22 protein-coding genes and 2 pseudogenes are annotated in these 23,437 nt (G+C 41.3%); 22 read left to right on the forward strand and 2 right to left on the reverse strand.

Annotated features, from left to right (window positions below):
- The 3 genes from ptsP to JCM10914_RS29040 form a co-directional block, all read left to right on the forward strand.
- Nucleotides 1–865: phosphoenolpyruvate--protein phosphotransferase (gene ptsP, locus JCM10914_RS23735; protein WP_036719861.1), on the forward strand; the 865-nt coding region annotated here is incomplete at its 5' end.
- 523 nt (nt 866–1,388) lie between these two features.
- On the forward strand, nt 1,389–1,673 hold the full coding sequence (locus JCM10914_RS23740) for a hypothetical protein (protein ID WP_148300251.1): 285 nt from the start codon (nt 1,389–1,391) through the stop codon (nt 1,671–1,673).
- A 397-nt stretch (nt 1,674–2,070) separates the two neighbouring features.
- Nucleotides 2,071–2,223, forward strand: a complete 153-nt coding sequence (locus tag JCM10914_RS29040; protein WP_156332331.1) for a hypothetical protein — start codon at nt 2,071–2,073, stop codon at nt 2,221–2,223.
- Between the two features lie 184 nt (nt 2,224–2,407).
- Here JCM10914_RS29040 and JCM10914_RS23745 read toward each other — a convergent pair whose 3' ends face one another.
- Nucleotides 2,408–3,916 carry an MFS transporter gene (locus tag JCM10914_RS23745; RefSeq protein ID WP_023965583.1) on the reverse strand — a complete coding sequence of 503 codons (1,509 nt, stop codon included), beginning with the start codon at nt 3,914–3,916 and terminating at the stop codon, nt 2,408–2,410.
- Nucleotides 3,917–4,119: 203 nt separating this feature from the next.
- Here JCM10914_RS23745 and JCM10914_RS23750 point away from each other — a divergent pair, with 203 nt between their 5' ends.
- The 5 genes and pseudogenes from JCM10914_RS23750 to tnpA all read left to right on the forward strand — a co-directional run bounded on the left by JCM10914_RS23750 (nt 4,120) and on the right by tnpA (nt 9,544).
- Nucleotides 4,120–4,755: a helix-turn-helix transcriptional regulator gene (locus JCM10914_RS23750; RefSeq protein WP_370570276.1), complete on the forward strand. Its 636-nt coding sequence runs from the start codon at nt 4,120–4,122 to the stop codon at nt 4,753–4,755.
- A gap of 615 nt (nt 4,756–5,370) precedes the next feature.
- Entirely contained in the window at nt 5,371–6,561 is a 1,191-nt protein-coding gene (locus JCM10914_RS23755; protein WP_023965585.1) for an NAD(P)/FAD-dependent oxidoreductase, read from the forward strand.
- A gap of 21 nt (nt 6,562–6,582) precedes the next feature.
- Nucleotides 6,583–7,464, forward strand: coding sequence for an RNA polymerase sigma factor SigJ (gene sigJ / locus JCM10914_RS23760; protein WP_023965587.1), 882 nt, complete (start codon nt 6,583–6,585; stop codon nt 7,462–7,464).
- A gap of 768 nt (nt 7,465–8,232) precedes the next feature.
- Nucleotides 8,233–8,901 (forward strand): MmcQ/YjbR family DNA-binding protein, encoded by a 669-nt coding sequence (locus JCM10914_RS23765; RefSeq protein WP_023965589.1) that lies wholly within the window; start codon nt 8,233–8,235, stop codon nt 8,899–8,901.
- Between the two features lie 180 nt (nt 8,902–9,081).
- Nucleotides 9,082–9,544: pseudogene (gene tnpA, locus JCM10914_RS23770) on the forward strand (IS200/IS605 family transposase).
- Between the two features lie 442 nt (nt 9,545–9,986).
- Here the strand turns inward: tnpA and JCM10914_RS23775 are convergent.
- A complete protein-coding gene (locus JCM10914_RS23775) occupies nt 9,987–10,898 on the reverse strand; it encodes a YafY family protein (RefSeq protein ID WP_023965593.1) in 912 nt (303 codons plus the stop codon).
- A 98-nt stretch (nt 10,899–10,996) separates the two neighbouring features.
- On the opposite strand from JCM10914_RS23775, the gene JCM10914_RS23780 reads away from it, so the two are divergent.
- The 14 genes and pseudogenes from JCM10914_RS23780 (at nt 10,997) to JCM10914_RS23845 (ending at nt 23,196) form a co-directional block, all read left to right on the forward strand.
- Entirely contained in the window at nt 10,997–11,938 is a 942-nt protein-coding gene (locus JCM10914_RS23780; RefSeq protein WP_023965595.1) for an alpha/beta fold hydrolase, read from the forward strand.
- A complete protein-coding gene (locus JCM10914_RS23785) occupies nt 11,914–12,513 on the forward strand; it encodes a YdeI family protein (RefSeq protein ID WP_231638747.1) in 600 nt (199 codons plus the stop codon). The genes JCM10914_RS23780 and JCM10914_RS23785 overlap by 25 nt, the downstream gene beginning before the upstream one ends.
- An 838-nt stretch (nt 12,514–13,351) precedes the next feature.
- Entirely contained in the window at nt 13,352–14,110 is a 759-nt protein-coding gene (locus JCM10914_RS23795; RefSeq protein WP_023965601.1) for a GNAT family N-acetyltransferase, read from the forward strand.
- Nucleotides 14,111–14,970: 860 nt separating this feature from the next.
- Complete coding sequence (locus JCM10914_RS23800) at nt 14,971–16,710, forward strand: ABC-F family ATP-binding cassette domain-containing protein (RefSeq protein ID WP_023965603.1); 1,740 nt, start codon at nt 14,971–14,973, stop codon at nt 16,708–16,710.
- 1,089 nt (nt 16,711–17,799) lie between these two features.
- On the forward strand, nt 17,800–18,093 hold the full coding sequence (locus tag JCM10914_RS30900) for an AraC family transcriptional regulator (RefSeq protein WP_231638748.1): 294 nt from the start codon (nt 17,800–17,802) through the stop codon (nt 18,091–18,093).
- Nucleotides 18,094–18,112: 19 nt separating this feature from the next.
- Nucleotides 18,113–18,406 carry a GyrI-like domain-containing protein gene (locus JCM10914_RS30905; protein ID WP_231638749.1) on the forward strand — a complete coding sequence of 98 codons (294 nt, stop codon included), beginning with the start codon at nt 18,113–18,115 and terminating at the stop codon, nt 18,404–18,406.
- A gap of 26 nt (nt 18,407–18,432) precedes the next feature.
- Complete coding sequence (locus JCM10914_RS23815) at nt 18,433–19,218, forward strand: hypothetical protein (protein ID WP_023965605.1); 786 nt, start codon at nt 18,433–18,435, stop codon at nt 19,216–19,218.
- A gap of 11 nt (nt 19,219–19,229) precedes the next feature.
- Nucleotides 19,230–19,421 (forward strand): hypothetical protein, encoded by a 192-nt coding sequence (locus JCM10914_RS29405; protein ID WP_023965607.1) that lies wholly within the window; start codon nt 19,230–19,232, stop codon nt 19,419–19,421.
- Nucleotides 19,422–19,434: 13 nt separating this feature from the next.
- A pseudogene (locus JCM10914_RS30910) lies at nt 19,435–19,580 on the forward strand (type I methionyl aminopeptidase); the annotation flags it as partial.
- Nucleotides 19,581–19,722: 142 nt separating this feature from the next.
- Nucleotides 19,723–20,610, forward strand: coding sequence for a serine protease (locus tag JCM10914_RS23825; RefSeq protein ID WP_023965609.1), 888 nt, complete (start codon nt 19,723–19,725; stop codon nt 20,608–20,610).
- A 158-nt stretch (nt 20,611–20,768) separates the two neighbouring features.
- Complete coding sequence (locus tag JCM10914_RS23830; RefSeq protein ID WP_023965611.1) at nt 20,769–20,996, forward strand: hypothetical protein; 228 nt, start codon at nt 20,769–20,771, stop codon at nt 20,994–20,996.
- An 83-nt stretch (nt 20,997–21,079) separates the two neighbouring features.
- Nucleotides 21,080–21,334, forward strand: coding sequence for a hypothetical protein (locus tag JCM10914_RS23835; RefSeq protein WP_036719872.1), 255 nt, complete (start codon nt 21,080–21,082; stop codon nt 21,332–21,334).
- Nucleotides 21,335–21,732: 398 nt separating this feature from the next.
- Nucleotides 21,733–22,302 (forward strand): TetR/AcrR family transcriptional regulator, encoded by a 570-nt coding sequence (locus tag JCM10914_RS23840; protein ID WP_023965613.1) that lies wholly within the window; start codon nt 21,733–21,735, stop codon nt 22,300–22,302.
- A 72-nt stretch (nt 22,303–22,374) separates the two neighbouring features.
- Nucleotides 22,375–23,196: an SDR family oxidoreductase gene (locus tag JCM10914_RS23845; protein ID WP_023965615.1), complete on the forward strand. Its 822-nt coding sequence runs from the start codon at nt 22,375–22,377 to the stop codon at nt 23,194–23,196.
- Nucleotides 23,197–23,437 lie beyond the last annotated feature (241 nt).

Consider the following 23,437-nt stretch of genomic DNA (forward strand, 5'->3'; position numbering starts at 1 on the left):
CGTGGGGCTGTTTCGCACGGAGTTCCTGTTCATGGACGCCCCGGCCATGCCGGGCGAGGAGGAGCAGTTCCGCGCGTACCATGAAGCGGCCCGTATGATGGAGGGCCGCCCCGTCATTATTCGCACGATGGACATCGGCGGCGATAAGGAGCTTCCCTATCTACAGCTGCCGAAGGAAACGAACCCTTTTCTGGGCTATCGTGCGATTCGGGTAGGGCTTGTGTGTCAGGAACTACTTCGCACACAGCTGCGGGCGATGCTGCGGGCCAGCGCCTTCGGAACGGTGAAGGTGATGTTCCCGATGATCTCTGGCATGCAAGAATGGAGGCAGGCGAGGGCAATCCTGACGGAAGTGCAAGCCGAAATGAGGCAGGAGAACGTCCAGTTTGACGAGAATATGGAAGTCGGCATTATGGTCGAAATTCCCTCCACGGCCGTGCTGGCTGGACTTTTCGCTGAAGAAGTCGATTTCTTCAGCATCGGTACGAATGATCTCGTTCAGTACACGGTAGCCGCGGATCGCATGAATGAACACGTAGCGCATCTGTATGATTATTTCCATCCAGCCGTGCTTCAGCTAATCCGGGCGGTGATAGAAGCTTCCCATAAGGCCGGTAAATGGACCGGCATGTGTGGCAGTATGGCGGGTGACCCTTTGGCCGCCCCGTTCTTGCTCGGTCTTGGACTTGATGAGTGGAGCATGGAGGCAGGTAGACTCAGCTCGATTAAGGAAAGGCTCCAAGGACTGGATCGGCAGGAATGCCGTGAGTTGGCAGAGCGCATTCTTCGCCTCGATACGCCCCAAGCCGTTCGTCAGGCGCTGGAGGATTTTCACAACGCCAAGACAGCGGTTGTAAGCCAATAATTTTTTTCTCAAGAAAGCTCTTGATGGTTAAGTAAGTGAAGGGATTTCTCATGGCCCTGGTTAAGAAAGACATACGATATCGCGTTCAAACGGAAGGCTGTGGCCATGTACGTAGAGGAAGGCCTTGGCTATATGACAGTAGCCAAGGCCCTGGGCATCGATGATGAGTATGTCGCTCCGACAGACAGCTGTCCGACGACAAGAACAAATACACTATGAAAGCCGCATAAAATGCGGCTTTTTTGATTTAAGTACCCAAGTTCTTGTCCTGACTCAACGACAAGAACTTGGGTACTTTGCCGAAATTGACAAGAACATGTACACTTAGCCGATTAGATGAATGTCTAATTTCATTTAAGCTAACGGGCAGGTTAAACTATTTCTTCGTGGTTTGATTATATATTTGTTAATAATTCAAGAAATACTAAGGCAAAGATGAAGAAGAGATGAGCAATCTGAAAAATATACTGAAACATATTCTTGCTTTATCAGTGATTTGTCTAACGATTAATTATGATAATGTTTGGCTGAACCCATAGATACAAATAAACCTATGGTACAAGACATTCGGGCGTATACTTTGCAAATATTGTATAAAGAAATCAACAATTCTATCCATGAGAAATTCGGGACTGATTGGGGTTTCACACCGCAAAAAGTTTGTGAAATGAATGGTAGAAATTTAATAATTGAAGGGCAGCTAAATCAGGAGAAAGGGAATGGAGAGCAAGTAATCAAGAAAATAAGGGTTGATTTTTCAAGGAGTGAAACCAGCAAATATAAAGTAGTCGAAGTGAATGAGCTATAATGTAGATGACTATTCATCCCAAAATCCTGGATACTGTCGGGGGGCAAGAACATGATGCGGCTTTTATGTTTAAAGTATATAAGTTCTTATCGTAACTCAATGACAAGAACTTATATACTTAGCCGAAATTGACATGACTTGATTACTTGGCCGATTAGATAGCTATCAGATGTATAATTGCATGAGGATAGTTTGTTGCTAATGTTTAGATATTGGTTGAGTGCTCAAGATATAGATGAGCATTTCGAAAATTATCGAGATGTTGGATAATAAGGGAAATAATATGTATTTAGTAGGACACCCCAGAAAAAATCTCTATCCCTATTACTAACAGACACAACCGATTCCTAAGAGAGGAGCCGATTAGAAATCTAGCTGCCGGTGGTGAGCTGAAGGATTGCCGGCCCATCAGGATGCGCATCCCAGCCCTGCAGATCCGGGTCTAAAAGGCGGCGTATGCGGGGCTGAGATGCTTCACCGGTTCCTGCAGATCGGAGATATTGTGCAGATAGCTGTCAGTTGCGAGCCGAAGGCATGGCTAGGAACTTGACTGGTCATCGGGATCTACATCCCGGTAGCAATGACTTTACTTTTCATTTCACGTTGCCCCTATGGTGTATAGGATGAGGTGATGAGATGGGAAGACATACGCTTATATGTTATTAGAAAGGCTTTGGAGCAGCAAAAAAAGCTAGAAGAGTGTTAGCCGGACTCATTCTAGCCGTGGCAGTGTCTTATCTTACATCTCTGAGTTTCCATACAACAAAAATGATTAAGGCCAAGAAACCGATTGTAACGAACCCATATACAGATTGAAGTGCAACGGTAGAGGAAGACCTTATGGCTTGTAGCATGTCCGGTAACCCATCTGATACTGCAAGAGCTGTTCCAACGCTTTCCATAGCCGAATTTGCTATTTCTGGTTGTACTCCGGCCGGTATTGAATCTGTTAAAGTCCAACGATAAACGAGCATTCCAATACTTCCTATTATGGCAACGCTTAAAACAGAACCCAGCCCATTACTAACATCACTCAACGCTGAAGCAGTACCAGCACGTTCTTGAGGCACACTGGAAATGATCTGCTCACTGGCAATGGTAATGGTCGGTCCAACACCAATCCCCATCAACGATGCACCAATCATCAAGAGAAGTATATCGGCTTTTTGAACTGTCAACATAAGTAGAAATGCGCCTCCTCCTGCAGTTAGCAGATTGGATACCATGGCGTAGGTTGGACTCATCCACCTTGTAAGAACGGGTGACACTAACGTACCCGCAATGGAAAAGATTGCTGGAATAATCAGTAGAAGTCCAGCTTCTGTTGGACTAAGTCCAATAACTTGTAGATGTTGAGCGAAAAGCATGCTCTCCCCTGTAATCAACAACGATAAAAACACTCTTGATATTAATGAATTAGTCAGTACTGAATTTCGAAACATATACAGGTCCAGCAAGGGATCTTTCGAGTGTAACTGTCGATTTATAAATAAAAATCCAACGGCTATACTAAGTGCTATTAATCCGACGTAAATTATCTTAATACCGTGACTAGCCATTTCTTGCAAAGCAAATATAAAGATTATCAATGTCAGTGAAGACAAAAGCACGCTAACTAAATCCATGCGTTGTGACTGCTTGTTTCGATATTCTGGGAGAAGGGGAGCTGCAGCTAACAATACAACCACAGCAGGAACATTGACGAGAAATACTGCACCCCACCAATAATGATCCAAGAGTAGGCCTCCTATTGGAGGTCCGAGAGCCATACCAGCAGAGAATGAGCTCATTATAATTGCAATAGCTACGGAAAATTGCTTCGGGTAGAAAAACATGTTTCTTAATAACGACATTGTAGATGGCATAACAGTTGCCGAAGCTAGACCGAGAAGTGCGCGTGAAGCAATCAACATCCAAGATTCTGTCGAAAAAGCAGCAACAATGGAAGATACTCCGTATATCGTTACACCGATAATTAGCAGCCGCCGCCTACCAATCCGATCTCCTAAACGTCCCATTGTCAAAAAGAATCCTACCGCTAACAATTCACCGATGTGAATAATCCAAAGCATTTGTGTAGCGCTGGGTGCTAAGTCGGCGGCGATGGATGGCATGGCTAGGAACAGTATGGTCATATCTGTAGCCAGCATAAATACCGCTAAAGTCAAAGGTATTAAGCCCACCCATTCACGCCAAGTAGCCTTTGGCATGTCAATAGCATCTTTAACATATTCGTTTGTCATTTGTGATCACCTTGTGCCTTAATGTTTTTTTTACTTTTTATATCATATGGTATAAAAAGATATGAGTATAATATCGTATAGAGTTTATGAAATGCAAGGTAAATCTTTTTAATTACTGGAAATAGCTTATTAAGTATTAGCCGATCCTTTTCACTTTTTATACTTTGTAGTACACTAATTTTAAATGAAAATGAGGTGAGGACTTGAAGATTCAAAAGCAATCAACTAAAGATAAAATCCTCGACTCGCTTAAAAAACAACCGGAACTAAGCGTAATTCAACTAGCTAGTGAACTTAACCTCACACAAATTGCTATACGGAAACAGGTTAATTTGCTTTTAAAGGACGGATTTATTCAATATCGCGAAGAAAAACAAGAAATGGGAAGACCGATACAGTTGTTCTCTGTTTCTGAAAAAGGCGAACGGCTTTTTCCAAAGAATTATGAAGGTATAACTGTTGATTTTTTAAATGATATTCGAGAGTTGCATGGAAATGAAGCGATTCATTATTTGTTTAAAAAACGGGAGCTACGTTTGTCGGAATGCTACAATAAGCATATGATAGGCAAATCGACTGTTGAAAAAATGAAAGAGTTGGCTGCGTTGCAAAATGAAAAAGGATATATGGCTGATATTAAACAACTATCTGATAGTACGTTTGAATTAATTGAGTATAATTGTCCGATTTTCGAAGTAGCCAAACAATATAAGCTAGCATGTACATGTGAAACAGCAATGTTCAAAAATGTTTTGGAGACGGAGCAAGTCGAACGTGTCATGTGCCAATCTGACGGTGACAACCACTGTCGGTTTTTAATAAAGTTTACTGAAAAATAGCGCTTGTGGAACTGAATATTTTCTTTAGTGGCCAGTAATCGATGGCCCATTACACTTCGGCGGATCCGAAGAGGAGTTTATGCATGTGAGGGCAATGAGCTTGCCTCCCCAATAAGTTCATATCCGAATTTAAAACATTCTTTATGTTAAACAAGAACTTAACCCCACTTAAAGTCGCTATTCAGCGACTTTTTTATTTTCTCGAGACCAATTGTGAATAAGTGAAGTTTACAAGTAATGGTATAACTGTATAGTAGGATAAAGCGCGAAAGCTTCGTCAGCTTAGAGTTATAATCTGGGGTAATAGGAGTGGATAGGTGCTAACCGCTCCTTCCCACCCGATTCGCTCTACAAAGGATATGCTGAACCGTATAATATTTAGGGCTAAGTCTGTGTATTTATTTACATTGACTTACAAATGCAACGAAAAGAATACATCACTCACAAACGGTATTAAATATCCGTATCGACAAAAAGTTCCGGTTTGACGGATTTACTCAACAAACTGGCACGAAACTTCGGCTTTTTAAATGGACTCATTTTATTCGTTTCTGCTGTCACAAATCAGAGGCTTACATCGTTCTTTGTGCAAAACCCAAAAGGAGCTGAGGAACGATGAACGACTTGACATGTGTCATCATAGGAGGAGGGTATGCAGGACTTCAAGCGATCAAATCAATAAAGGAAAAGACCCGAGGCATGGCGAATGGGCGGAGGATTCGGTTTGTTCTGATCGACATGCAGCCCGGTCATTTGCGCAAATTAAGAATGTTCCGCCCTGCGGCGGCCGAGGAAGAAATTATGATTCCTTGGAATCAGTTAACTCTTAAAGATTTCGAATTCGTACAAGGTACGGTTACGTCTGTGGATGGAGAGGAAAAACAGGTTCGATATACAGGTCCACAAAACAACGATGCCCGAATTCACTATGACCTTCTAGTTGTGACGGTGGGCAGCATAGTTCGGCGACCGGATCCTGATCAAGGCGGTGTCGCTTTAACCGACCCGCAAGCCGCGGAAGACATCCGGGAGCGCTGGCGTGCCAACCTTCGGAAGGCTGCCCGCGAGACGAAGCCAGAGGAACGCAAGAGACTGATGACCATCGCGGTTGCTGGAGCGGGCATCAGTGGCATTGAGACGTCCGCCGAACTTGCGCTCGCCATGAGGAAGGAAGCAGCGGCGTTAAGGCTGAACCCGTCCGATGTCTCAGTGTATTTGCTGAATGCACAGGAACGACTGCTCCCGGAAGTGTCGGAGAAATTTAGACGGAGGTTGGATCGGCAACTCACCGAATGTGGAGTAACAGCGCTTCACAATCGTAAGGCGCTTCGGGAGGAAGCAGGATCGTTGGCACTTAGTGGCGGCGAACGGCTGGTAGTTGGCCTATGTATTTGGACTTTGGGCTTGATACCCAATCCGGGACTTGAGGACATGGGTCTACCTCTTACTCCTGAGGGGAAGGTACTGGTGGATGAATGCTATCGTGTCAAAGGGATGCCGAACGTTTACAGCATTGGCGACTGTTCAGGAATCGTCGATCCGAGAGACGGCAGAGCGACTCAGATGACGTGCTTTGAAGCTGGGGAGCAGGGGCTTCGGCTGGGGAAAATCGTGGCGGCAGATTTAGAGGGCCGACCGGCTCCAAGTCATCATTCTGCCAAATCGAATATGGATGAATTTACCATCGCACTTGGGCAAAATGGAGTGTTCTGGATACGTAAATGGGGACTCGATATGATCATGACGGGAAAGCTTCCAGGGAGAATCAAAAAGCTGGTAGAGGATACTGCCAGTATGCTTAGATAGAAATGAAAGGAGGGACAGCGATTGGAAGAACTATACTGTCAATATAAATCGCTACTTTTCACGCTGGCTTATCAGATAACGGGATCTGCGGCGGAAGCAGAAGATGCGGTACAGGACGTGTTTATTAAGGCGTACGATGTACATCCCGAACGATTGGAGGAGCCTAAGGCGTATTTGTGCAAAATGGTAACCAATCGCTGCCTCGATCTGCAGAAGTCGGCGCGGAGGAAAAGGGAAATATACGTCGGTCCGTGGCTCCCCGAACCCTTTCACACGCCGGAAGAGGATACGCTCGAGTCGACGGTCGTCCGGCGCGATATGTTATCTTACGCCATGCTCGTTTTGCTCGAGAGGCTGACGCCGACAGAAAGAGTGGTTTTCGTCCTGCGTGAGGCGCTGGGCTTTGATTATCCCGAAATTGCCAAACTGCTCGATAAGCAAGAGGCGAATTGCCGGAAGCTAATGAGCCGGGCAAGAAGCAAGATGGGAATATCGGTGGGGGAGCCGGTAGCGGCCGAAGCGGCTGAAATCGAGTGGGTTAGCCGGTTCCTCATATCCTTCGAGCAAGGAAACGTCGATCAGATCCTATCCCTGCTGACCGAAGATGTCATGCTCGTCTCTGACGGAGGCGGAAAAGTGCTCGCCTTTACGCGTCCGATACAATCGCGCGATCAAGTCGCACGAATCCTTGCCAGTGCGTTCGAAGGCATAAAACCCTACTATCGGGGGAGTCTTTTCACCGAGATTGCTCCTCTGAACAGTGAGACCAGTATAGTGCTCCGCTCAGGGGACGAAACAGTGGCAGCTATATTTTTACAACGCAAACACGGAAAGCTAGCCGGAATCTACATTGTACGAAACCCTGATAAGCTACTCTTGCTTAATAAAATCAACCGCCCCTAACGGAGAAATCGATTTGGTCTCTGCAATCGGCAAGCGTCCCAAGATAAAAATGAACCAGCAGTTCTTGCCGTATCGTTGCTGACGATAAGACATTTGCCTGTTGGGAGTCGGAAGATCTCGAAGATATGAACAAGAAATCTGCATGCAAGAAAGGTCGCAATGGTCTCGTTCATTTAGGACTGAAACGAGGGAGTGCTTGGGGGAGCTATACTGCGCAAGGTGATGAACATCGGAAAGCCATATGCGGGAAAACAGCTCGTACGGTTTGACGAGGGAGAACCCAGCCCTCTACTCTACAAAACTTACGGCGCGGCTACCGGCATCTATCGTGGGTTTTGAATCGATGGAAGCCTGGTCAACATTTAGCTGCCGTTTCCATGCTATCTGGCAACAGTTATGCGGAATAACCCGACTACAAAAGAAAGTGCTTGCCAAATGTCTTTTATTAGTAGGGGTATTCTCTTTCCGGATATTACTCCGCATGAAGAAAACATAGTTAAGGCACGCCATGAGGTTGCATTACCCCCTTTACTTGTGATCATTCGAATTAGAAATGATACTGTAAATGTCGAAGAGATGACGTATTAAAAACATTTAAAAAAATACATCGTCCCGCTAAGAGGGAACAATTCACAAGCCATTGAAAGATCTTACCGAATTTAAACTGTTCAGTGGCTGACGCACCACAGTTAGTCTTTGCTAACTTCTGAATAACCCTATTGTATTATTGGATATAATTAAATAAAAGGATCTGGGAGAGATTTTAGAGTGCTTACACATACAATATTTAAAAACAAGAAACCGAATTATAATAGACTAGAGAAATACGGTTTTCATAAAAAAAACGATATCTATACATACACCACTCTTATCGCTGAGCAGCAGTTTCAGTTGACTGTGTTGATTACAGATGATGGCATCGTTGATACTAAAGTGATCGACAGCCAATCAGGAGACGAATATGTACTTCACCGAACAGATGTAGCCATAGGCTCTTTCATTGGCAAGGTAAGAGAAGCACATGATGATGTCTTGAATAAAATTGCTGAATCTTGCTATGAAACCGATGTGTTTAAAAGCGATTATGCACACAGGGTGATTTCTTATGTTGAGAAAACTTATGGTGATGAACTGGAGTTTCTATGGCAACGATTTCCTAATAATGCCATATGGAGAAGAAAAGATACTAATAAGTGGTATGCCGCATTGCTGGTGTTAGCTAAAAGAAAACTGGGCATGGATTCTGACGATATTATTGACATTATTAATTTGCGGATTCTTCCGGAAGACATAGAAACAATCGTCGACAAGCAGGGATACTTTCCCGGTTTCCATATGAACAAAAAGCACTGGTGTACAATCTGCTTAGATGGCTCTGTTCCCATAGAAGAGGTCTGGCAAAGAATAGATGAAAGCTACAGACTGGCAACTAAATAAATTCCAACATTCCCATCAAGTTTTTGATGAGATTTTATTTAGGCTTTAGCCAGTTGAGTGCGTGAAACGCACGAAACAAAAAACCACCCGCTATGCGGGTGGAGGGATCGAGGGTTTGACCACCAAGACCATTCCGATAAAATTGAGATATTCAGGCTCAAAAGAAAGGAACGGTCTTAGATGGCAAACAAGAACTATAGTTTAGCGCACACAAAGTGGATGTGTAAATACCACATTGTATTCACCCCTAAGTATAGACGGAAAGAGATATATTCAAGTGAGGAAAGATCTAATCGAAATTTTCAAGCGTCTATGTAAATATAAGGGCGTGGAAATTCTGGAAGGTCATATGATGCGAGATCATGCTGGTAGCGATACCACCGAAGATAGCCGTATCCACATTCATGGGATATCTGAAAGGGAAAAGTTAGCTAATGATTTTTGAAAAGCATGCACAACTAAAGTATAAATATGGGAATCGGAAATGTTGGGCAGAAGGATATACGTAAGTACTGTGGGCCTGAATGAAGCGACCGTAGCCAAGTATATACGTGAGCAGGAAGCACATGACCAAGCCGTGGACAAGCTGAGTGTGAAAGAGTACGAAGATCCATTTAGCAGCAACAAGAGCAAAAAGAAGTAAACCAGTGTAACTGGTAGGTGAAAGTGACAAATAACACTGAGCCTGAACAGATATGTAATCAGGCTAGCGTCTTTAGGCGCAGTTTGGCAACAGGGGGTTATACCCAAAGAGCAAACCACCCGTTGGACGGGTGGTCCTGATTTTATGTTATCAAGTTCTTATCTAAACAGAATGACAAGAACTTGATAACATTCCCGACAGATGACAAGAACATTGTTACATTCCCGATATGATTTCATCGACGGCGGCTAATAAAGATGATTAGACGTCCTTTTATTAGACTAACGGGCAGGATAGTTGAAGATTATTCGCGCTGAACCTTACTATAAGTAGCGGCGAAAAGTTGAGTTGAAGGTTGAAGCTTCGATGCTAAATCTATGAAGAAGCGCGTAAAGCCCCAACTCATGTGAAATAGGTCATATAGGCCGAGACGAGACCTTGATCAGGAATAGTTCTCCATCATATGAGATAAATAATTTCGAAAGTCATCAACGTAGGTTTTGGGCTCTACAACTTTTAGATGAGTGCCGAAGCTTGCTAAAAGTTGAAATCCCATATAATTTTGAGGGACATATATGGTTGCTAATAAAAGTCCAGGACCATGGTCTTCAATACTTTTTCGACCATACCTTTCGATGATTTGATCTTTTATGCTAGGCGATATCCATGCCTTAATGGTGACGAATTGCGGTAGATAACTTGCTTCGTGTCCTGGCTCAGACCAATCGTCTCTTGGATGAAACGCGCGTTCATCCATAGAAATATGATCGATCCGGGATAACTTGAATGTTCGAGATCCCTGTCGATGTAAACAGAATCCTTTCAAGTACCAACTCGATTCGCTGAAATGCAGCTCATAGGGCTCAACCATTCTATCCGTTACAGCCCCGTCTTTATCTGTATAATTAAACGAAACCAGCCTTTTCTTTGTTATGGAATCTTGACATGTCTTTACGGTTTCAAGAATTTCGGACCGACCTTCCCAATCATAAAACGATAGTTGAATGGAACGATTAAGAGACAATGGACTAACCATTGCCTCTATTTTTTTTATCGTTCTTTCAACTTCTTCGGTAAGGAGAATTTGTTGAAATCCACCCAGCGCAGTTAATATATTCTGTAAATCGGAGCTGCTTAATAAGCGTTTATCCACCTTGTATTCATCCATTATGCCGAAGCCGCCTTTGACCCCAATGACAGAGTAGATGGGGATGTTACATAAGCACAATGTTTCCATATCGCGAAGGATCGTTCTTTTGGAGACATTGAATAGTTGTGAGAATTCCGTTGCCGCAACAACCTCTTTTTTCAGCAATATCATGATAATTGAAATGAGTCTCTCCACTTTGTCCATAATTGCCCTCTTTTTTACATGATTTCAGAACGGTGACAATAATATGTCACCGTTTATCCATTATACTACATGTATCACAAGAAGGAGGTATTAATTCAATGTTTAATTCAACCAATTTTCCTAAACCCACCCTTATTTCAGTCAACGGTGTGGAACTCGAAGTGTTTGAAGCAGACCGAGAAAACGCAGGAAAACCTATTGTACTCTGCCACGGCTGGCCAGAGCATGCCTTTTCTTGGCGCCATCAGATGGACGCACTTGCTGCAGCGGGCTACCATGTCATCGTCCCCAACCAGCGGGGTTACGGCAACTCATCCCGACCGACCGAAGTAACAGACTATGACATTGAACACTTGTCGGGTGATCTCGTCGCCCTTCTCGATCACTACGGATACGAAGACGCTACCTTTGTCGGTCATGACTGGGGTGCATTCGTCGTTTGGGGACTGACCTTGTTGCATCCAAACCGCGTCAATAAAGTGATAAATCTGAGCTTGCCTTACCAAGAGCGAGGAGAAAAACCCTGGATCGAGTTCATGGAAGAAATACTTGGCGGCGATTTCTATTTCGTCCACTTCAATCGACAGCCAGGCGTCGCGGACGCCGTATTCGAAGACAATACATACAGGTTCCTTCGCAACCTGTACCGGAAGAACGAGCCTCTCAGAGCACCTGAGCCAGGTATGGCGTTGATCAATCTCGCCAGAGCAGAAACACCGCTCGGTGAGCCCGTATTGAGCGAAAGCGAGCTGGCCGTTTACGTCTCCGCTTTTGAAACATCAGGGTTCACGGGCAGCATAAATTGGTACAGGAACCTTGACAGCAACTGGCGCTTATTGGCGAAAGTGAACCCAATCATCCAGCAGCCGACCCTCATGATCTACGGCGACCGGGATGTGGTTGAGAAGTCTGAAAACCTGACAAAGTTCGTGCCCAATGTGGAAGTGGTCAATCTGGATTGCGGTCATTGGATCCAGGAAGAAAAGCCGGAAGAAACAAACCAAGCGATTTTAAAATGGCTGGAACAATGGGAGATGTAGTTTTTTTCAACAACCAAGAAGAGTTTAACGATTGGTTAGAAGAACATCATGCTGAAGCTAGTGAAATTTGGGTGGGCTATTTTGGGATAAGTACAGGGCGTGCAACCCTTACTTGGTCTGCATCAGTAGATGCCGCTCTTTGTTTTGGGTGGATTGACGGTATACGAAAAACCATTGATAAACAAAGCTATAAGATTCGCTTTACTCCGCGCAAAGTAAATAGTGTATGGAGTGCTGTGAACGTAAAGAAGGTAAAAGCACTAATACAGCTTGGAAAGATGAGACCAGAAGGAATGCACGTCTTTAACAACAGAACCGATGCACAAGGCTATTCCTCTGAACAAAGAAACGTGGAACTTGCCAAAGAATATGAAGAACAAATCAAGGCAAATCAAACAGCCTGGCTATTCTTCACTAATTTATCACCATCCTATAAAAGAGATTCTATCTGGTGGGTAATGAGCGCCAAGAAAGAAGAAACACGATTAAGAAGGCTTGGAATATTGATCGCTTCATCTGAAGAAGGGCTAAAATTTCAACATTGCAAAAAAATATTGCAGAATAAGGAAATATAAATAACAAAAGAATCGTTAAAAGGATTTTTGGTACTGCATAAATCTGGGTCTATTGTTTCCCTGATCTTTAGGAGAGAGGAGCTACTGTATTTCTCAATCATTTAGGGTTTAATTCTCATCAAAAGTCAGAACGTTTTAAATGCGAGGCATAAATCAAATCGCTAAATGAAGAAGGGATGAAACAGCTCATCCAAAATCGCAACCCCCTTCATTTTTATGGCACAGCCGACCCTCATGATCTATGGTGACCGGGATACGGTCCAGAGGTCTGAAAACCTGACAAAGTTTGTGCCTAATGCGGAAGTGGTCAATCTGGATTGCGGTCATTGGATCCAGCAAGAAAAGCCGGAAGAAACAAACCAAGCGATTTTGAGATGGCTGGAAGAGCAGAATTCCATCTAGTCCCAAGAGCGTCATTTAGGAAGACCAATCATTATAGGAACTCCGGCATTTTCATTTTAAATTAAAAAAACAAACCCTCATTCATTTCATGAAAAGAATGAGGGTTTGTTTTTTTGATCTTGTTGTTGGTGAGGTGGGGAATGTTATCAAGTTCTTGTCATTGTTAAAAGGAGAAGGAGGAGTTCGTTCGTGTCGAGGGACAAGAACATGGTCCCATTGAAAGTCGCTGTCCCGAGTCGAGGACAAGAACATGTTCCGATTACCGATTAGACACATATCTAATTATGATTAGACAGCTCTTTCATTAAACTAACGGGCAGGTTAGTTTAATTAAAAACATTTTTTATGTACCGCGATTCAATTGATTTCGATTAGAATAAGATCAAATCGCATTTGGAGAGGGGTAAAATTACAAGTGTCTAAGGAAGTGAACATAATGACAAACCAACAAAGTCGAATAAATAATATGCCTTTATTTTCACAAACGATAACTGACTTTTGGCAGGCGCAATTTTTGAACGGAGAAGTCCTCTACAGCGATGAAGTCTTTACTGTCGTCGTCAACCCAGACCTGAAGGAAGACAGTCGGGTCATGGTGCTGGAAACCACCGACGGCCGAGTTATGGCGGTCCTGACGCCTGCGGTAGCAGATAAGGTAGACCTATATTATCGACAAGACTTGTCTGAGGAGATATTTCGCCGGAAATTGAATGAAGTGGGAATCACTCTGCATGGCGCAGATTATCTTTTTTATTTTTCAGAACCCGATAAGAACATACTGCTACAAGAAAAGCTGGAAGGTGGCTTGCGCCGATTAACAGAGCAAGATGAAGCGGTTTTCTCCGAGTTCGAGTCCTCCGCCTCGGAACAAGACTTGGATGACGCTTATGTGGAATTGGATCACTGGACAGTGTTCGGCTCATTTGAGCAAAACCGCCTCGTTAGCGCCGCCAGCATGTATCCCTGGGGGAATGCGAAGATTGCGGATCTCGGCGTATTGACTCTGACGTCCTTTAGAGGAAAAGGTCACGCTCGCAAAGTGGTGCGTTCCATCTGCAAGTATGCTTGTGATAAGGAATATGAACCCCAGTACCGATGCCAGCTTGATAACCAGGCGTCTGAGTCGCTGGCTAATGCGGCGGGTTTGACGTTGTTTGGAAAGTGGGATGTGATTTCTCCCGACTCCACAGACTGAGAGTCATGAATTGAGTGGTCAACTCATTTGCAATCAAATCACATGAAAGTCGAAAATAATATGCTAAAAAATGTTTTAGCCGTGTTTTCTTTCAAGCGTTTTTGTACAATCTCATACAAGCAAAAGTGTACTTTCTGATGTTGGCATTTACAATGTTGTTAAGCTAACGGGAAACGATAGTTGAATAAAGAAGAAAAGGCAGCTGGTCAGAGTTAAGCTAAGGTGGAGATTTGTTTTTGTCGGGTGACAAAAACTAGTAACATTAGGAGCCGCTGATTAAGCGGCTTTTTAAATTTATGTTATCAAGTTCTTGTCATTTAAGGCGGGAGCAGGTAATAATATCGGTTAAGTGCTCAAGTTCTTGTCATTTAAGGCTACATGTTCTTGTCGTCGTCTTCCACGACGAGTAGAAGCTACATGTTGTTCTCTAATGTCGGGGGACAAGAACATGGTCCCGTTGAAAGTCGCTATTTAGCGGCTTTTTTTTATCGGTACAAGTTTTTGTCCCGAGCCAAGGACATGAACTTGTACCGATTGCCGGAATGGACAAAAACATGTTCCCATTACCGATTAGGCATGCATCTAATCGATTTATGTCCGTTAATTCATTAAGCTAACGGGCGGTAGTTTAAGATTAATCGCGGGGAAGCGTATCATAAATCGTCTCGAAGCATGGCATAAATCATATCATTGTGCCAGGGCACAAAGCTTGGTCCCATAATATGCGTAGGGTGGATCATTGTCATGGTAAGGGCTAAAAATGGATTGAACTTGGTAGTAAAGAGTGTTACTCTAAAAGTCTGTGTTCGACAATACATTTAATAATAGTCACCATTTTAGTTATAAAGAAAGGCACTACTATGATAAAAGTTGATAACTTATACTTCTCATTTCCACAAAAAGAACTATATAAAGACATTTCATTTACGTTAGAAGAGTCACAGCATTGCGCTTTTATTGGAACAAGTGGCAGTGGTAAAAGTACACTGATCGATATACTGATGGATCCAGAAAGATATTTGTTCGAAGGCAAGTTAGAGATAGATCCAACCTGCAAAATTGGGTATGTAAGTCAGTTCTCCCAACTAGACAGAACTAAAGAAACAACTGTTTTTGAATATATCGGAGAAGATTTTATTAAGCTACAAAATGAAATAACATCTATTTGTAATGAAATGGAAACATCATCGGATATTGAGCCGTTACTCGAAAAGTATCAATTCGCTTTAGACGCATTTGATGCAATGGGCGGAGATTATTTTGAGAGTAATATTAATAAGAAGCTAAATCTTGCAAACCTCTTGAAGCTAAAAGATGTTAGGGTATCCGACCTGAGCGGCGGGGAATTCAAACTTATTCAAGTAATGAAGGAAATGCTTAATAGTCCAGACTTAATGATCATGGACGAACCGGATGTGTTTTTAGATTTTGAGAACCTAAATGCGCTTAAAAAACTTATTAATACTCACAAAGGCATACTGCTAGTTGTTACGCACAATCGATATCTATTGAATCATTGTTTCAACAAAATAATTCACCTTGAAAACACAGAGATCCAAGAGTTTGATGGGCGATATATTGAGTATAATTTCTCATTACTTCAGACAAAAATTGAGTTGCAAGAAATCGCAGTCGCTGAAGCTGAAGAAATTGAGAGATACGATAACATTATTGATAATCTTAGAGCTATCGCAACTATTAATTCAGAAGCATCTAGAGGTAGAGCGTTAAAAGCTAGAGTTAGATTTCAAGAGAGATTGGAAACGCGTAGAATTAAGGCACCATTTGTTGATATTAAGCAACCGAATATCAGTTTCGGTATTGAGAATGAAATTGAAGACAACATTGTTGTAAAAGTCAATAATTATAGTGTTGCCTTTGATGAACTGCTTTTAGAGAATGTTAGCTTTGAGATAAAATCTACGGATAAAGTAGCCATTATTGGTCCAAACGGTACAGGGAAAACGACTTTACTCCGAGATATCTTTAACAATAATCATGATTCCATTGAAATAAATGATGATGTTAAAATGGCTTATTTATCTCAGAATCAAGGCGAAATGCTAAAGGATTCTAATACAATACTAGAAGAATTCATCGATGCTGGGTTTAAAACTTATGATGAAGTTAGATCGTATATTTCAAACTATGGATTTGAAGGCGAAATCGTTAATCAAAAGATTGAATCACTATCTGGTGGAGAAAAAAACATACTTCAATTGGCTAAAGTTTCTGCTAGTAATGCAAACGTATTGCTTCTTGATGAACCGACAAGCCATTTAGATACATATACACAAATTGCACTGGAAAAAGCCATTGAAGACTATAAAGGTGCAATTCTCATGATATCTCATGATTTCTATTCTGTTGTAAATGGTATGGATTATGTATTAATCATTGACAATAAGACGATTAGAAAAATGACTATGAAAAAATTTAAACAGATGATTTATGCTAGTCACTTTGATAAAGACTACTTAGAAGCGGAACAAAACAAAAAAGCAGTTGAAATGAAAATAGAATTGGCTTTAAAAGATACTAATTTTGAATTTGCAAAAGTATTGGTTGATGAGCTAGAAGAGCTAATTAAGTTGCTTTAAATTACAACTCTCTGATTGAAATGATTACAAGAAAGTGAAGTCAGTTACAGCGAATAGGGCTAAAGTGAATTAGTCTGAGTTCGGAGACCTATGACAAATATCTAATCGATCACCGTTATCCGCAGGAAGTAATAGATATGTATGATATTGATCAAAAACGGGAACTTTACGATCGTTCTTCAAAACGAGGATTAGTGGATATAAAACTTAACTATAATTGGGACTGGAAATATACCCCTCACTATACCTATAATTATGGGGGAGATCATCAATTGAATACTGTTTACTTCTTAATTGGTGTTCTATTTATGTGGTGTTTTATCAATAGTTTAAAAAACTCGAAAAATCAAATTATATACAAAATTATAGCATCTTTAGTATTCGGATTTATGTATTATCACGTTACAGATTTATTGGCTACTGTCTTCTAAATAAAGTTAACATTAAAGCACCCTAAAAAAGGGTGTTTTTTTCATGCTCTAATTTCACGCTGATCTCTCATGTAGTATGTATCTTTAATTTACTGATAGCGGACTGTACTTCTCAATGCTTCCTCCGTAATCGACTATGTGGTTACTTTTTCTTTGAATCATCAGTACTACTATCTACAGATGCTTTTAAAGACGGAGCTTAGCGATCGTTTTGAAATGAGGAAATTTAAAGTGGGACGGGGCAGAGAGGTTTTTTAAAGTTCTTTTCAAATATCTCTAAGAGAAACATTTTTAGCCGTATTAAAAGATATTGTTCAAAACATATAAGTTACTTCATTCTTCTATTATTGAGCGATTCTTTTTCTGATGATCCAGGTATGATTTATTATGGAACGAGGAAATAAGATAAAACTAACACGGACTAATGAAAATAGACGCTGTTACATTCCTTATATGATTTCATCGACGTTGTCAAATAAAGATGATTAGACGCCTTTTTATTAAACTAACGGGCAGTATAGTTTAAGATCATACTTGATGAACCGTATCACAAATAGTGGTAAAGCGGAAGATCGAATTAACGGTGAGTCTTCAATAATATATTCGTCGCAGACGTCTCACGCTAGCGGCATTTGATTTGCAGGATAGAACTCTCAAAGTGATCGACATCGCCATTAATTATGGTTACAATTCACCTGATGCATTTACTCGCGCTTTTCACGCGTTACATGGAATTACACCAACAGAAGCGAGAATTACCAACCGTTCACTAAAAGCATTTCCTCCAATGAACTTTCGATTATCAATAGGAGGTAGTGAGCCAATGAAGTATAGAATTGAGCAAAAGGACGCTTTTCGAGTGGTTGGGGTAAGTAATAGAGTTACACCAAAAGATTCTGGTGAACATCCTGGTGTGGAACAGGTTTGGAAATCGACTGATAACGAAACGTAGCTTCAGTGAAGGAGTACGTATGAACCGTGATTATGATTATTACATGGCAGTTGCTTCAACGGAACCCTGTCCAGAAAGCCTCTCGGAGTTAATTGTGTCAGCTATGACCTGGGTAGTATTTGAAGTAAAAGTTCCTTGGGAAAAGGAGAAATGGCACCGCATTTATGGAGAATGGTTTCCTTCCTCAGGATACGAGCAAGTTGAGGGTCCAATGATACAAGTGGGCCCTGAAATCGAGGTAGGGTTAGAAAAACAGGTGTACACCGAAGAAAAAGAAGTTGAGTTATGGATCCCTGTTGTTAATGTCCGCTAGAAATAGTTGGATCTAAAAGAGCGACCATGCTTACTGGAAGGGCCTTCCCGCAAAGGACGGCCCTAAGTCTTGCCGTTATAGACAGCGCGGAGAAATTATCATTTGGAATTGAAAAAGGAGATATAAAAATAGGTAAGGACAATATCATTAAATCGATGCTTTCAGAAAAGGTATGTATGACACCAAATGGATTTGTTGCAGATAAATTAAGCCCACAACAGTTTACAGATTGCTATGAATTGTTTTTTGACAAGATTTTAGAAATTAGTTCATCCAATGTAGCGGTAGTAGAAGGCTATGGTGAGTTTGATAATGACTGTAAAACAGAATATGGGACCTGCAGGGAATTTCTGATCGGTACATTTGTTGAAGATAAAGAGGGATACTGGTATATGACGGTTTTAGAGCGTGAATTCTTCGAGACATACTTGAAGGAAATGGAGGACAGAATTAACTACTGTGAAGGAAAACGTTATTTAGTGAATAATAATACGTTTTTCGTCAATATGATCACAGATGGTAAGTCAATGGTCGGTTTTCCTGACTGGAGTAGATCTGGCGTTTGTGATTTCCTTTTGGATTTTGCCATCATGGACTTAAATAAGCCTTACTTAAAAATACCGGAATTGTTAGTTGAGTATTGTGAGAAAAGGGACATCGTCATACCAGATTTTAAAGAGAGATTCTTATGTATGGCATATTACAAAGGAATCGATGTCTTGCGTAGGCATGCATCGATTGATGATACGGAAACCTGCATGTCCATCATGAAATCAATCAGTGAATTGAAAGATCGACTATACGCCTTATAGATGGTGATGGTATGAAATATGAAAATGCCAGCGATGTCATACCAGAAGGACTATTGAAAGAAGTCCAGAAATACGCGGCAGGAAAACTTCTCTATATTCCTTCTGGTGAGGAAAAAAAGCAGCATTGTCACGACATCAGCGGCTATGGACACGCAACTCGGGGAGACGGAGGAGGCATGGGGCTTAATCATACGTTTCACTAAAAGTGCTAAGACTCGCGCCTTTGAACCATTTATCTCACCCTTGAAGAAGAAGTGTACCAAAAAAGAGACGGCTGGACCTATGCTACAAAAAAAAGCTATGTAGCTCAAATAGAACATACGATTATCCTTACTAAAAATGGGCCGATTATTGTCACTTAAAAATTAATTAAGATAATGAACAATATGACTAAAATAGTAAATAACAAGTTGCAGTCTCATTAGACTGCAGCTTGTTTTGCTTATATTATACGTATATCCATTCGTTTCCGGTCACAGTCTGTCAAGGTTTGGTATAATCAACTTGAATTATTATATTATTCTATTAATCATCAGCAGGGAGTTGTTTTCCATCCGAAACGATGAGCCGAATAATCCCATTACATCCGTCGATCCAGTAAATGATACCGATGCCCCATTGGAATGGGAAGAAGAATTTTGGAACCTAGAAGATGACGATGAAGAGGATGAGTTAAATCACCGCCCTAAAAGAACATGGATCAAAAAAACAATTATTGTTATGCTGGTCATTCTGCTATTCGGTAATCTTATCGCTTTTATACCACAGATTTATAATCTGCCTGCACTACGGTTTTTGAAAAAGGATTCACAGTTATCACAAGAGGAGCAAATACAGCAATATAAACAAGCCGTTGTTAATGTTAGTGTCGGCGATCGAAAAGGTTCAGGATTTAATATCGCTCCAAACGGACTCATTATTACGAATCAACATGTCATAGATGATGACAATGCTGGCGTAATCCAATTTCTTAATGGAAAAACATATCTGGCAGATGTTATCGTTAGTGACAGTGAGATTGATATATCAATACTAAAAATTAGAGACGCTGCGAACAACCTGCCTACACTGCAATTGGAAACAGAGAACATGTATCAAGAGGGGGACCCTATACATGTCATCGGAAACCCACTAGAATTCTACCGAATCGCCACTGAAGGCACAGTGCTAGGACTAACTCCAACGGAGAGTCGCCATCTTCCCATGCTCATGATCCAGGCACCGATTTACAACGGAAACAGCGGCAGCCCTGTTATTAACAATAAGGGGAATGTTATAGCAGTTGTATATGCCACAACAACTACATCACAGGGAGATGAATCTGTCACCGTAGGTCTTGCTATTCCAATCGATTATTTAGAGAAATATGAAAAGAGTGTGTTTCAAAAGTAGTATATTCTATATCTATTAGTCGCTTTAAGCGACTTTTTTTGTTTTATCGAATGCTGATAAACGTCGTCTATTTCAACTGGTATTTAAACTATTGGAAGGTTCTGGTATGATCTGCTATAATTTTCAGTAAAATCTCGCATAAGTTGAGGAGATTATGTATGACAAAAAAATCGTTTCTTTATATGATTACCATCGTCATTATCTTAGCGGTAGTATTCTTGCTGATGTATAGGCCATTTTTTGCAAAACAGGGAGATCGAGCAGCGAATAATATCCTCCAGCCGGAATTAACTGCACTTAAAGAGAAATATAAGAACGACGTCAGTGCGGACGCCAAAAAAACAGCAAATCGAGATAATGCAGCTCAACCAGATGCATCAATTTAACCCCTTAAACATTATTACAGTTATTTAATGAACTGAAAAACAAGAATTTCATCAGACATAGGCAGGCATGGGAAGGAAAGGTGATGAGAATGATGAAACTAATAAAGCGGGTTATTTTAGCTCTATCATTAATTGGTATTATTATTTTAATAATGACTAATCCCTCGAAAAGTGATTATATCCAGCATTGGAAAGAAAAAAACAAGGGTATGGAGGTCTATAATGTTCACTCTAAAAATTTCCTTGTGTTTTCAACCTATCAAATGGGAGGATACGACCATTTAATGCCTACTACAATTGGGGTTTTTGGGAAATTTATTGATACGGAGATTTATTGAAAAGAGCCAGCAGAATGGAACTTTACATTCGGGATACAAAAGCAATCTATAAGCCAACTTCACTGGGGTTTATGTGGAATTGGTTTTTTTACTTTTCAGCACAATCAAAGATGAACAAAATCACCCAAAGTTGACAAGCATCTGCTAACTGCAACTTTTTCTCATTTCCTGTGGCCTAGATTGGATTCTGTTTCTAGGGAAGACTTGCAAATTCGTGTCATAAGTAGAACGAGCAGGGGGAAAATGTCAGGTGGAGGCTTGGGGATATATGGGCGTAAACTAGCTGATCGTGAGATCAGCGTTAGGGCCGGCACGAATCACGATTGACTCAAGTCAATGAAAATGATATATTCATTTTTGAAGCAACCCGATGGTTTTACATAAGGAGGTTAACATCCATGGCCCGAAAGACGAAGCCACCAGAGGAGCGGCGCGCTGAAATTATTCAGACAGCCAAGGAATTGTTTGAGGAGAAGGGGTATGAAGGAACACAAATTAGTGATATTACGAATAAAATGGGTGTTGCACATGGGCTTGTGTATCACTACGTGAAATCAAAATCAGAATTGCTCGATGCCGTAGTTGAAGAGTGGGCTAAAGAGATATTGGTAGATTTAATGATTCTGATGAAAGACAACACAATAAGCGCAGCGGATCGATTAGAAAAAATGTTCCTATTTACAAGCAATATGCTAAAAAAAGATGCTTCTTTAATCACAACCATACATCAGCACGAGAATGAGGAGATTCACAAGCGAATTGGTGGCACAGGGTTAAAAATGATTCTCCCTATATTCAAAGAATTAATTGAAATTGGAAATGCGGACGGTTCTTTCAACTGCTCGTATCCTGAGGAAACAGCGAAATTCTGTTTATACGGCTGGCAGCCGATTGATTCAAGCATCTCCGATGAAGAAAGAGTAAAGAAGCTAAAGTATTTTTATAAACGCATGTTAGGCATCGATTAACAACTTCTTCGGAAGTTGTATTATTTTCATAATCCATTGACTGAAGTCAGTCAATAAAGGAAGGTGTATATAGTGAATCATTATAAGAATAAAGTTGCCATTATAACTGGCGGAGGCGCTGGCATCGGAAGAGAGCTTTGTTGCCAATTATCTAAATTGGGAACGACCGTTGTTGTAGCAGACATTCGTGAAGATCATGCTAAGATGACTGCTGATCAGATCATGAATAGCGGTGGAACCGCAAACTATATGCGTGTCGATGTTGCTAGCGAAACCGATATTCAGCAGCTAATTGATGATACCGTAATACAATATGGCAGGATTGACTATATGTTTAATAACGCTGGCATTGCGATTGGCGGGGATGTCAGCGATTTGAACTTAGCGCAGTGGGAAAAAGTTATGGATATCAACTTGTATGGTGTCATTTATGGGTCGACGATAGCCTATCGGGTGATGGCCAAACAAGGATTTGGACATATCATCAATACAGCCTCTGCCACAGGATTAATGCCGCAGCCTGGCAACACGCCATATTGCGCAAGTAAACACGCAGTCATCGGACTTTCACAATCGTTAAGGTATGAGGGAGTTGATCTGGGGATCAAGGTAAGTACGATCTGTCCCGGACATGTTCAAACCGACATTTATAAGAATATGACGGTTGCTAATGTAGCGAATGAAAAAATAGTGCAATCTCTGCCCAAAGGCGCAATGAATCCACGCGAGGCCGTTGATACTATATTAAAGGGCATTATCAAAAATAAAGCTATTATTATTTTCCCGGCTTCCGTTCGGTGGGCATGGCGTATTTATCGATTCTTCCCAAGGGTATTAGATCAAGCTTGGTTACAAAAAATTAGAAGTATACGAAAGCTAAAAAACGGTTCTTGAAACGTAATAAGAAAAAACCCTTATTCAAATACAACCATTTCTCCGACATCTATAATTCCAAATCGCAATCGGATCGTTGTTAGATCTTCAATTCTTAAAGAAGGGAATTATCGCAGAAGTTGAATTTGAGGTTCCAGGGATACTAATCTTCGGTGAAGACATGTTCATATCCATTGTTGTCTTTATAACAGGTCTGATGTATAACCGCCTTTGGATAATAGGGGCTTTTCCAAAAGGAAAT

Source organism: Paenibacillus sp. JCM 10914, from assembly GCF_001315105.1.
In the GTDB taxonomy this organism is placed as follows: Bacteria; Bacillota; Bacilli; order Paenibacillales; family Paenibacillaceae; genus Paenibacillus_AQ.

Excerpts from the sequence above, each read along its gene's own strand:
- JCM10914_RS23745 (WP_023965583.1), bottom strand. The coding sequence starts at position 3,916 with ATGACAAACGAATATGTTAAAGATGCTATTGACATGCCAAAGGCTACT.
- JCM10914_RS23755 (WP_023965585.1), top strand. The coding sequence starts at position 5,371 with ATGAACGACTTGACATGTGTCATCATAGGAGGAGGGTATGCAGGACTT.
- JCM10914_RS23775 (WP_023965593.1), bottom strand. The coding sequence starts at position 10,898 with ATGGACAAAGTGGAGAGACTCATTTCAATTATCATGATATTGCTGAAA.
- JCM10914_RS23780 (WP_023965595.1), top strand. The coding sequence starts at position 10,997 with ATGTTTAATTCAACCAATTTTCCTAAACCCACCCTTATTTCAGTCAAC.
- JCM10914_RS23785 (WP_231638747.1), top strand. The coding sequence starts at position 11,914 with ATGGCTGGAACAATGGGAGATGTAGTTTTTTTCAACAACCAAGAAGAG.
- JCM10914_RS23795 (WP_023965601.1), top strand. The coding sequence starts at position 13,352 with ATGACAAACCAACAAAGTCGAATAAATAATATGCCTTTATTTTCACAA.
- JCM10914_RS23800 (WP_023965603.1), top strand. The coding sequence starts at position 14,971 with ATGATAAAAGTTGATAACTTATACTTCTCATTTCCACAAAAAGAACTA.
- JCM10914_RS30905 (WP_231638749.1), top strand. The coding sequence starts at position 18,113 with ATGAACCGTGATTATGATTATTACATGGCAGTTGCTTCAACGGAACCC.
- JCM10914_RS23815 (WP_023965605.1), top strand. The coding sequence starts at position 18,433 with ATGCTTACTGGAAGGGCCTTCCCGCAAAGGACGGCCCTAAGTCTTGCC.
- JCM10914_RS29405 (WP_023965607.1), top strand. The coding sequence starts at position 19,230 with ATGAAATATGAAAATGCCAGCGATGTCATACCAGAAGGACTATTGAAA.
- JCM10914_RS23830 (WP_023965611.1), top strand. The coding sequence starts at position 20,769 with ATGACAAAAAAATCGTTTCTTTATATGATTACCATCGTCATTATCTTA.
- JCM10914_RS23835 (WP_036719872.1), top strand. The coding sequence starts at position 21,080 with ATGAGAATGATGAAACTAATAAAGCGGGTTATTTTAGCTCTATCATTA.
- JCM10914_RS23840 (WP_023965613.1), top strand. The coding sequence starts at position 21,733 with ATGGCCCGAAAGACGAAGCCACCAGAGGAGCGGCGCGCTGAAATTATT.